Genomic DNA, 11,653 nt, shown 5'->3' on the forward strand with positions numbered 1-11,653 from the left:
ACCCGCTTTTTCACTCACGACAAGCCGCGGCAGACCCTCTTCGGGGGCTTCCTCCAGAATCAGGTGGGCGTTGGTGCCGCTGATGCCGAACGACGACACCCCGGCCCGGCGCGGCCGGCCTTCGCGCGGCCACTCGCGCGCCTCGGTCAGCAGCGAGACCGCCCCGGCCGACCAGTCGACCTCGGTGGACGGCTGGTCGACGTGCAGCGTCGGGGGCAGCACGCCGTGCCGCAGGGCCTGCACCATCTTGATCACACTGGCCACGCCCGCGGCCGCCTGCGTGTGCCCGATGTTCGACTTGATCGACCCGAGCCACAACGGCGTCTCGCGGTCCTTGCCGTAGGTGGCCAGCAGGGCCTGCGCTTCGATCGGGTCGCCGAGCATCGTGCCGGTGCCGTGCCCTTCGACGGCGTCCACATCGGACGGTGAAAGTCCGGCCTCGGCCAGCGCGGCCCGGATCACCCGCTGCTGCGCCGGGCCGTTGGGCGCGGTCAGGCCATTGGACGCGCCGTCCTGGTTCACCGCGATGCCGCGCAGCACGGCCAGCACCTGGTGCCCGCGCTCGCGGGCGACCGACAGCCGCTCCAGCGCGACGACGCCGACACCCTCGGCCAGGCCCATCCCGTCGGCGCTGTCGGCGAACGCCTTGCAGCGCCCGTCCGGGGCGAGCCCGCGCTGCCGGGAAAACGAAACGAAGGAACCGGGCTGGGCCATCACCATCGCGCCGCCGGCCAGGGCCATCGAGCACTCACCGCGGCGCAGCGCCTGCGCGGCGAGGTGCATCGCGACCAGCGACGACGAGCACCCGGTGTCGACGGTGACGGCCGGGCCCTCGAAGCCGAGGACGTACGACACGCGGCCGGAGGCGATGCACGGCGCCGCGCCCGTGCCGACGAAGCCCTCCAGCTCCGGCGCGACCACCCCGCCGCCGGCGCCGTAACCCATGCTCGCGACGCCGGTGAACACGCCGATGTCGCTGCCCTGCAGCGAAAGCGGGTCGGTGCCGGTGCGCTCGATGGCCTCCCAGGACGTCTCCAGCAGCAGCCGCTGCTGCGGGTCCATCGCGACGGCTTCGCGCGGCGAGATCCCGAAGAACCCGGCGTCGAAGAGACCGGCTTCGTGCAGGAAGCCGCCCTGGTTCGTGTACGTCGTCCCCGGGCGGTCGGGGTCCGGGTCGACCAGGCCGTCGACGTCCCAGCCGCGGTCGCCGGGGAACTCGGTGACCGCGTCGGTGCCGTCGGCCACCAGCCGCCACAGGTCCTCGGGCGAGGCCACCCCGCCCGGGTAGCGGCACGCCATGGCGACGATGGCGATCGGCTCCCGCGCCCGGTCCTCGACCTCGCGCAGCCGCGTGCGGGCGTCGCGTGCGTCGGCGATGGCCCGCTTGAGGTAGTCGCGGAGCTGTCCCTCGTCAGCCACTGAACTCAACTCCCAGAAGTTTCACGTGTGCGGTTTCAGTCGAGCCCGTCGACGAGGGCGAACAGCTCCTCGTCGCTGGCCGTGTCGAGATCGTCGGTCGCGGCCGGCCGGGCTTCGGCCGCCTTGAGCAGCTCGCGCAGGCGCGCGGTGATCCGGTCGCCGTCCGGGCTGTCGGAGACGGCCGCGATGGCCGTCTCCAGCCCGGCGAGCCCGGCCAGCACCGCGTCGGCCGGGGAGGCTTCCTCGACGGCGAGTTCCGTCCGCAGGTGCCGGGCCAGCGCGACCGGGTTCGGGTGGTCGAAGACCAGCGTCGCGGGCAGTTTCAGGCCGGTCGCATCGCGCAGCCGGTTGCGCAGCTCCACCGACGTCAGCGAGTCGAACCCGGCGTCCTTGAAGGCCGTTTCGGCGCGGACGCCGGAGCCGTCGACGTGCCCGAGAACCACCGCGACCTGCCCGCGGACGACGTCGAGCAGCAGCGCTTCCTGTTCGGCCGCGGTGTGCCCGGCCAGCTTGCGGGCCAGGCCGCCGTCGTCGCCGGACGCCGTGCGGGCCGCCTGCCGTCCCGCCCGGACCAGCCCGCGCAGCAGGGGCGGCACGGTGCCGCCGCCGGCCGCGTCGGCCCGCACTTCGCGCAGGTCGAGCTCGATCGGCACGAGCAAGGCCTCGCCGGCCGCGAGGGCGGCGTCGAACAGCTCCATGCCTTCGGCGGATCCGAGGGCCCGGACGCCGCCGCGGCCTTCGCGCCGGCTCATCCGGGCCAGGGTGACGTCGTCGATGGTGCCGGCCATGCCGGTGAGCTGCTCCCACGGGCCCCAGGCCAGCGAAAGCCCGGGCAGGCCGGCGGCGCGGCGGGCGGCCATCAGGCCGTCGAGGAAGGCGTTCGCCGCCGCGTACCCGCCGCTGCCCGCGCCCATGAAGACGGCGGAGGCGGACGAGTACGCGATGAACGCGTCGAGGTCTCCGGTCAGCTCGTCGAGGTACCGGACAGCGTCGACCTTGGGCGCGAACACCTTGGCCAGCCGTTCGCGGGTCAGCGCCCCGGTGACACCGGCGTCGAACACGCCCGCCGTGTGCACCACCGCCGTCACCGGGTGGGCTTCCAGCAGCGCGGCCACCTGGTCCCGGTCGGAGACGTCGCAGGCCACCACGGACACCGCAGCGCCCTGCTCGGTCAGCTCGGTGACGAGCTCCTCGGCACCTTCGGCGGCCCGGCCGCGCCGGCTGGCCAGGACCAGGCGCCGGACGCCGTGCCGGGTCACCAGGTTGCGGGCCGCCAGCGCACCCAGCGTCCCGCCGCCCGAGACGAGGACCGTCCCTTCCGGACGGAACGTCAGGGGCGTACCCGCCGGTTCGGTGACGCGAGCGAGCCGGGGCACCGAGAAGGTCTTTCCACGCAGCGCGAGCTGCGGCTCGCCGGTGGCCAGCACGGCTTCAAGGGGCACGTCGCCGTCGGTGTCGAACAGGACGAACCGGTCCGGGTTCTCCGCCTGGGCGGCCCGGACCAGGCCCCACACGGCGGCACCGGCGGGATCGGTCACCTCGCGGACGGCACCGCGGGTCACCACGACCAGCCGCGCATCGTCGGCCGCGTCGGCGAGGAACGCCTGCACGGCCTCCAGCACTCGTGCGGCCAGGTCCAGCGGCTCCTCGCCGGAGGCGTCGAGCACCTCGACGTGGCCCACCGGCGCCGCACTGTCCACAGTGGCCAGTTCGGTCCAGTCCACCCGGTACAGCGAGCCGGTGCGCGCGGTGTCCAGCTGGTCGAGAGCGACCTCGCGCAGGATCAGCGAGTCCATAGTCAGGACCGGGGCCCCGGTTTCGTCGGCGGCCTCGACGGTCAGCGCATCCGGGCCGCCGGGCGCCACCCGGACCCGCAGTCCGGTGGCCCCGGCGGCGTGCAGGGCCAGCCGGTTCCACGAGAACGGCATCACCGGCTTCCCGGGCTCGCCGGACGCGGCCGCGGCGATCGTCCCGGTCTGCAGGGCCGCGTCGAGCAACGCGGGGTGCAGGCCGAACCGGACGGCTTCCTCCCGCCGGTCGTCGGGCAGGGCGATCTCGGCGAACACGTCGTCGCCGCGTTGCCACACCGCCCGCACACCCCGGAACACCGGCCCGTACGCGTACCCGCGCTCGGCAAGGTCCTCGTAGAAGCCGCCGAGCTCGATCCGCTGCCCGTCCGGCGGCCACGCGGTGAAGTCGAAGCCCGGTCCGCTGCCCGGCGTCGCCGAGACCGTGCCGGTCGCGTGCCGGGTCCACCCGTCTTCGCGCCGGGAGTGGATGTCCACCGTGCGCGAACCGGTCTCGTCCGGGCCGCTCACCGTGACCTGGACGCTCACGCCCCGGGCGGGTACGACGATGGGCGCCTCGGTCACCAGCTCGTCCAGGACCGGGCAACCGGCTTCGTCTCCGGCCCGCACGGCCAGCTCGACCAGCCCGGTGCCGGGGAAGAGCACCACCCCGCCGATGGTGTGGTCGGCCAGCCACGGGTGCGTCCGCAGCGACAGCCGGGAGGTGCACACCAGGCCGCCGGACTGCGGCAACTCGACGACCGCGCCCAGCAGCGGGTGGTCCGCCGCGGCCTGGCCGAGCGAGACGGCGTCCGCCCGGTCAGCGGGCCGGAGCCAGAAGTGCCGGTGGTCGAAGGCGTACGGCGGGAGGTCGGCGCGCGCGGGCGGCACCAGCGTCGCCCAGTCGACCCGGAGGCCGCGGACGAACAGCTCGGCCATCGACGTCAGGAGCCGCCGCGGGCCGCCGTCGTCGCGTCGCAGGGTCCCGGTGACGACGGTGTCGGTCTCGCCGGTGAGCTCGCTGATCGGCTGCACCAGCACCGGGTGCGCGCTGACCTCGACGAACACCCCGTGACCTTGCTCGACCAGGGCGGCCACCGCCGGGCCGAAGCCGACCTGGTTGCGCAGGTTCCGGTACCAGTAACCGCCGCCCAGGACCCCGGCCTCGGTGATCCACTCGCCGGTGACGGTCGAGAAGTACGGCACGGCCGGCGCCTGCGCGGTGATCCCGGCCAGAGTCTCGGCCAGGGTGTCGCGGATGTCCTCGACGTGCCGGGTGTGGGAGGCGTAGTCCACGGCGACCTGCCGGACGCGGACGCCGTCCCCGGCCAGCACCTCCAGGGCCTCGCTCAGCGCCTGGGCGTCCCCGGCGATCACCACCGAGGACGGGCCGTTGACCGCGGCGACCTCGATCCGGCCGTCCCACAGCGCCAGCCGAGCGTTCGCCTCGGGCTCGCTCAACGCGACCGAGGCCATCCCGCCACGGCCGGACAGCTCCGCCGCGATCGCCCGGCTGCGCAGGGCCACCACCTTCGCCGCGTCTTCCAGCGACAACGCACCGGACACGCACGCGGCCGCGATCTCACCCTGCGAGTGCCCGACCACCGCGTCCGGGCGGACCCCCACGGATTCCCAGACGGCGGCCAGCCCGACCATCACCGCGAAGCACGCGGGCTGCAGCACGTCGACGCGGTCCAGGTCGCCGTCACCGCGGAGGACGTCGAGCAGTGACCAACCGGTCCACTGATCGAGGGCGGCCGCGCACTCCTTGATCCGCTCGGCGAACACCGGCGAGGCGTCGAGGAGCTCCCGGCCCATGCCGGCCCACTGCGTCCCCTGGCCCGGGAACACCCAGACGACCTTGCCCGGCTTGCCCGCGGACCCGGTCACGACGCCGGGCGCGGCCTCACCGCGAGCCAGCGCGCCGAGCCCCCCGCGCGCTTCCTCGTCCGAACCGGCCACGACGACCGCGCGTTCCTCGAGCACCGCGCGGCCGGACACCAGCGCCCCGGCGAGCTGCGCCAGTGGCACGTCCACCCCGGTCAGCCGCTGGGCCTGCCCGGCCAGGGAACCGTTGCTGCGCGCGGAGATCACCAGCGGGACGACGTCCACGGGAACCGGCGCCGGAGCGGCGGGCTCTTCGGGGGCTTCCTCGATGATCAGGTGCACGTTGGTGCCGCTGACGCCGAAGGACGACACCCCGGCCCGGCGCGGGCGCTGGCCGCGCGGCCAGTCCCGGCTCTCCGTCAGCAGCTCCACCGCGCCTTCGGACCAGTCGACCTGCGCGGTGGGCTCGTCGACGTGCAGGGTCGGCGGCATGACGCCGTGCCGCAGCGCCTGGACGACCTTGATCACGCTCGCCACGCCCGCGGCCGCCTGGGTGTGGCCGATGTTCGACTTCAGCGAGCCGAGCCACAACGGCGTCTCCCTCTGCTGCCCGTAGGTCGCCAGCAGCGCCTGCGCCTCGATGGGGTCGCCCAGGCTCGTCCCGGTCCCGTGGGCCTCCACCAGGTCCACATCGGATGGTCCGAGGCCGGCGTTCGCCAGCGCCGCGCGGATCACGCGCTGCTGCGACGGGCCGTTCGGGGCGGTGAGGCCGTTCGAAGCCCCGTCCTGGTTGACCGCGCTGCCCCGCAGCACCGCCAGCACCCGGTGCCCGCGCTCCCGCGCGACCGACAGCCGTTCCAGCACGACCACGCTGATGCCCTCGGCCAGCACCATGCCGTCGGCGTCCGAGGCGAACGCCTTGCACCGGCCGTCGGCGGCCAGCCCGCGCTGCCGGGAGAAGACGACGAAGGAGTCGGGGCCGGACATCACCATCGCGCCGCCGGCCAGGGCCATCGAACACTCACCCGCCCGCAGGGCCTGCGCGGCGAGGTGCATCGCCACCAGGGACGAGGAGCACGCCGTGTCGATCGTGACGGCCGGACCCTCGAACCCGAAGACGTAGGACACCCGGCCCGAAGCCACGCTCGACGCCAGCCCGGTGCCCGCGAAGCTCTGCATCTCCGGCCCGGCCAGCCCGCCGCCGTAGCCCGAGCCGCCCACGCCGGTGAACACGCCGACGTCCGTGCTCTGCAACGACGCCGGGTCGAGGCCGACGCCTTCCACGGCCTCCCAGGACGCTTCCAGCAGCAGCCGTTGCTGCGGATCCATGGCGAGGGCCTCGCGCGGCGAGATCCCGAAGAAGCCCGGGTCGAACAGGGCCGCGTCGTGCAGGAAGCCACCCTTGCCGGTGTAGGACGTCCCCGCGTGGTCCGGGTCCGGGTCGAACAGGTTCTCCAGGTCCCAGCCGCGGTCGGCGGGGAACCCCGACACGGCGTCGCCGCCCTCGGCCACCAGCCGCCACAGGTCGTCCGGTCCGGTGACGCCGCCGGGCAGCCGGCAGGCCATGCCGACGATCGCGATCGGTTCGCTGGAGGCGTTGACCCGCTTCTTCAGCGTGCCGACCTCTGCGACGGACTTCCGCAGCGCCTCGACGACCTTTTCATACGACGCACTCACCACTTGCTCCCCATCACTCGTCGCCGAAAGCCAGTTGCACGAGGTCGTCGACACCCAGTTCGGCGAGCGACGGCTCCTCGGCCGCGACGGACGCCAGCACGTGCCGCAGCCGGTCGTCGTGCCCGTTCCCGTTGTGCCCGTTGCTTTCCGGGACCAGCCGCGCGCCCAGGTAGCGGGCGACGGCGAGCGGGTTCGGATAGTCGAAGACCAGCGTCGCGGGCAGTTTCAGGCCGGTCGCCTCGCGCAGCCGGTTGCGCAGCTCCACCGACGTCAGCGAGTCGAACCCGGTGTCCTTGAACGCGGTGTCCGGCCGGACCGCCTCGGGCCCGTCGTAGCCGAGCACGACCGCGACCTGCCCGCGCACCAGGTCGGCCAGCGCCGCCTCCCGCTCGGCCGCGGGCAGCCCGGCGAGCCGCCCGGCCAGCCCGTTGTCCACAGTGGACGCAGTCCGCGCCTGGGTCCGGATCGGCCGGACGAGACCGCGGAACAGCGCCGGAACCGTGCCCGCCCGCATCGCCGCCAGGTCGAGCTTGATCGGCACGAGCAGCGGATCGGCCGTCCGCAGTCCGAGGTCGAACAGCGCCAGCCCCTCGGCCCGGCTCAGTTCCAGGACGCCGTTGCGGCTCGCCCGCGCGTGGTCGACGTCGCTGAGGTGGGCGGCCATGCCGCTGCCGCGTTCCCAGAGACCCCACGCCAGGGACAGGCCCGGCAGGCCGGCGGCCCGACGGTGGGTCATGGCCGCGTCCAGGAAGGCGTTCGCCGCCGCGTACGGGCCCTGGCCACCGCCGCCCATGACACCGGCGACGGAGGAGAACACGACGAACGCGCCGAGGTCCCGGTCGCGGGTGAGCTCGTCGAAGTGGCGGACCGCGTCGACCTTCGCCGCGTACACGTTCGCCAGCTGCCCGGGGGTCAGCGCTTCGATCACGCCGTCCTCGAAGACGCCGGCGGTGTGCACCACCCCGGTCAGCTCCGGCAGGTCCGCGAGGAGCTCGGCCACCTGGTCGCGATCCGAGACGTCACAGGCCACGAAGGACACTTCCGCCTCGGCCAGCTCGCCGATCAGGTCCTGGGCGCCTTCGGCGGCCGGGCCCCGCCTGCTGGCCAGCACCAGGCGGCGAACGCCGTGCCGGGTGACCAGGTGCCGGGCGACCAGCGTGCCCAGCGAGCCGGCGCCCGAGATCAGCACCGTTCCATCCCGGTCGAACGCGGCCGGCGCATCCGAGAGCTGCGTGGCGCGGGCCAGCCGGGGCACGAGGAGCGTCGTCCCGCGGACCGCGAGCTGCGGCTCGCCGGAGGCCAGGACGGCGTCCAGCGGGATCTCGCCGTCGGTGTCCAGCAGGACGATCCGGTCCGGGTGCTCCGCCTGCGCGGACCGGACCAGGCCCCACACCGCGGCCGCGGCCGGGTCGGTCAGCGTGTGGTCGCCGCCGGCCGGCACCGCCCCGCGCGTGACGACGACCAAGCGTTCCGCTTCGGGTTCGGCCAGCCACACCTGCAGCTTTTCCAGGACTCGCGCCGTCGCCGCCAGCGGGGAGTCGCCCCCGGGAACCTCCAGGACCTCGGCGCCCTCCGCGCCCTCCGCGGTGGCCGTCACCCGGCCGAGGGGAAGTCCGGACCAGTCGACGCGGAACATCGCGTCGTGGCCCGCGCCGGCCGCGACGCCCAGCTGCCCGGCCGGAACCGGCCTGGACACCAGCGACTCCATCGTCAGGACCGGCCCGCCGGTTTCGTCGGCGGCTTCGACGGACAGCGCGTCCGGGCCGCTCGGCGAAAGCCGGACCCGCAACGCCGAGGCGCCCGCGGCGTGCAGGAACAGGCCGTTCCAGGCGAAGGCGAGCACCGGCTCGCCGGGCTTGTCCGAGCCGCTGACCGTCGCGGCCTGCAGAGCCGCGTCGAGCAGCGCCGGGTGGACGCCGAACCGGCCCGCGTCCTTGCGCAGGTCCTCGGGCAGGGCGGCCTCGGCGAAGACGTCGTCGCCGCGCCGCCACACCGCCCGCAGCCCCTGGAACGCCGGCCCGTACCCGTACCCGCGTTCGGCGAGGTCGGTGTAGAAGGTGCCGACGTCGATGCGCTCGGCGTCGGCGGGCGGCCAGGCCCGGAAGTCGAAGCCGGGGTCCTCGGCGGGGGCCGACGACAGGACGCCGGTGGCGTGCCGCGCCCAGCTTCCGCCGTCGCGCCGGGAGTGGATGTCCACCGTGCGTGAGCCGGTCTCGTCCGGGCCGCTCAACGCGACCTGGACGCGGACGCCCCCTTGAGCGGGCACGACCAGCGGCGCCTCGATGACCAGCTCGTCGAGCGTGGTGCAGCCGGCCTCGTCACCGGCCCGCACGGCCAGCTCGGCCAGCCCGGAACCGGGCAGGATGACCACGCCGCCGACCGCGTGGCCGGCGAGCCACGGGTGCGTCCGCACCGACAGCCGCGAGGTGAAGACCAGGCCGTCGGACTGCGGCAGCTCGACGACCGCGCCCAGCAGCGGGTGGTCGGCCGCCGCCTGGCCCAGCGAGGCCGCGTCGGTCGTGGTCTCGGCGGGCCGGAGCCAGTAGTGCCGGCGGTCGAAGGCGTACTTCGGCAGGTCGACCCGGCTGGCCGGCGGCAGGACCGCGGTCCAGTCGAGCGCGACACCGCGCACGAACAGCTCGGCCATCGACGTCAGCAGGCGGCGCAGGCCACCGTCGTCGCGCCGCAGCGACCCGGTCACCACCGCGTCGTCGCTGATTTCGCTGAGCGGCTGGACCAGCACCGGGTGCGCGCTGACCTCGACGAACACGCCGTGGCCCTGGCGGACGAGCTCCGCCACCGCCGGGCCGAACCCGACCTGGTTGCGCAGGTTCCGGTACCAGTAGCCGCCATCGACCACGCCGGCGTCGGTGATCCAGTCGCCGGTGAGCGTGGAGAAGAACGGCACCGCCGGTGCGTGCGCCTCGATGCCGGCCAGGGTTTCGGCCAGGAGCTCCTCGATGGCTTCGACCTGGTTGGTGTGGGACCCGTAGTCCACCGCCACCCGCCGGACGCGGACTTCCTGACCGGACAACGCTTCGACGACCTCGTCGAGGGCCTGCGCTTCTCCGGCGATCACCACGGAGGTGGGGCTGTTGACCGCGGCCACCTGGACCCGGTCGGCCCACGGCGCCAGCCACGCGGCCGCGTCTTCTTCGCTCAACGCGACCGAGGCCATGCCGCCGCGGCCGGCCAGCCGGGTGGCGATCGCCTGGCTGCGCAACGCGACCACCTTCGCCGCGTCCGGCAGCGACAACGCGCCCGAGACACAGGCAGCGGCGATCTCGCCCTGCGAATGGCCGACGACCGCATCCGGGCGGACACCCGCCGACTGCCACACCGCGGCCAGGCCGACCATCACCGCGAAACACGCGGGCTGCAGCACGTCGACCCGGTCCAGCAGATCGGCTTCCCCGCGCAGCACGTCGAGCAGCGACCAATCGACCCACGGGTCCAGCGCGGCCGCGCACTCGGTGATCCGCTCGGCGAACACCGGAGACGCGGCCAGGAGCTCCCGGCCCATGCCGGCCCACTGCGAGCCCTGGCCGGGGAACACCCACACGACCTTGCCCGGCGCCCCGGCCCGGCCGGTGACCACCGCGGCCGAGTCTTCGCCGCGAGCCAGCGCCTCCAGGTGCGTCACGGCTTCTTCGCGGGAGCCCGCGACGACCACCGCGCGCTCGGTCAGCGCGGCCCGGTTCGTCACCAGCGCCCGGGCGACCCCCGCCAGCGGGGCGTCCCCCGCGAACCCGGCGAGCCGACCGGCTTGCGCGGCCAGGGAAACCGTGCTGCGGGCGGAAACCACGACCGGCACCACCGGCGGTCGTGAGTGGAAAAGAGGGTTAGAACCCTCATTTCCGCTCACGAGGTCTTGCGGCGGGGCTTCCTCCAGGATCAGGTGCGCGTTCGTGCCGGAGACGCCGAACGCGGACACCCCGGCCCGGCGCGGGCGGCCGTTGCGCGGCCACTCGCGGGCTTCGGTCAGCAGTGCGACCGCACCGGCGGACCAGTCCACCTCGGGCGTCGGCTGGTCGACGTGCAGGCTCGGCGGCAGGACTTCGTGCCGCAGCGCCTGGACCATCTTGATCACGCCCGCGACACCCGCGGCCGCCTGCGCGTGGCCGATGTTCGACTTCAGCGAGCCCAGCCACAGGGGCTGCTCCGGGTCGCGGTCCTTGCCGTAGGTGGCCAGCAAGGCCTGCGCTTCGATCGGGTCGCCCAGGGTGGTGCCGGTGCCGTGGCCCTCGACGACGTCCACATCGGACGGTGCCAGGCCGGCGTTCCCCAGCGCCCGCCGGATCACCCGCTGCTGCGAAGGGCCGTTCGGGGCGGTCAAGCCGTTCGACGCGCCGTCCTGGTTGACCGCGCTGCCGCGCAGCACGGCCAGGATGCGGTGCCCGCGCTCGCGCGCCACCGACAGCCGCTCCAGCACGACCACGCCGACGCCCTCGGCCCAGCCGGTGCCGTCGGCCGCGGCGGCGAACGCCTTGCAGCGCCCGTCGACGGCGAGGCCCCGCTGCCGGGAGAACTCCACGAACGCCCCGGGGTTCGCCATCACGGTCGCGCCGCCGGCCAGGGCCATCGAGCACTCGCCCTGCCGCAGCGACTGCGCGGCCAGGTGCATCGCGACCAGCGAAGAGGAGCACGCCGAGTCGATCGTCACCGCCGGGCCCTCGAACCCGAACACGTACGACACGCGGCCGGACGCCACGCTCGACGAGCCGCCGGTGCCCGCGAAGCCCTCCAGCTCCGGCGTGACGACGCTGTCGCCGGGGGCCACGTAGCCCTGGCCGAACATGCCGGTGAACACCCCGACGTCGCTGCCCTTCAGCGAAAGCGGGTCGACGCCGGCATCTTCCATGGCTTCCCAGGACGTCTCCAGCAGCAGCCGCTGCTGCGGGTCCATGGCGAGCGCCTCACGCGGCGAGATGCCGAAGAAGCCC

At 74.4% G+C, this 11,653-nt stretch carries 3 protein-coding genes; all 3 read right to left on the reverse strand.

What is annotated here, in order from left to right; genetic code table 11:
* The coding region (locus C2L58_RS06315) for a type I polyketide synthase (RefSeq protein ID WP_199191124.1) at positions 1-1,419 on the reverse strand (1,419 nt) is incomplete at its 3' end.
* A gap of 35 nt (positions 1,420-1,454) precedes the next feature.
* The gene (locus tag C2L58_RS06320; protein ID WP_369904165.1) at positions 1,455-6,764 is read right to left on the reverse strand and encodes a beta-ketoacyl synthase N-terminal-like domain-containing protein; all 5,310 of its coding nucleotides are present in this window, start codon (positions 6,762-6,764) and stop codon (positions 1,455-1,457) included.
* On the reverse strand, positions 6,724-11,653 hold a 4,930-nt coding region (locus tag C2L58_RS06325), incomplete at its 5' end, for a type I polyketide synthase (RefSeq protein WP_146073536.1). The genes C2L58_RS06320 and C2L58_RS06325, both read right to left, overlap by 41 nt.

The organism is Amycolatopsis sp. CA-126428, from assembly GCF_002904335.1.
Taxonomy (GTDB): domain Bacteria; phylum Actinomycetota; class Actinomycetes; order Mycobacteriales; family Pseudonocardiaceae; genus Amycolatopsis.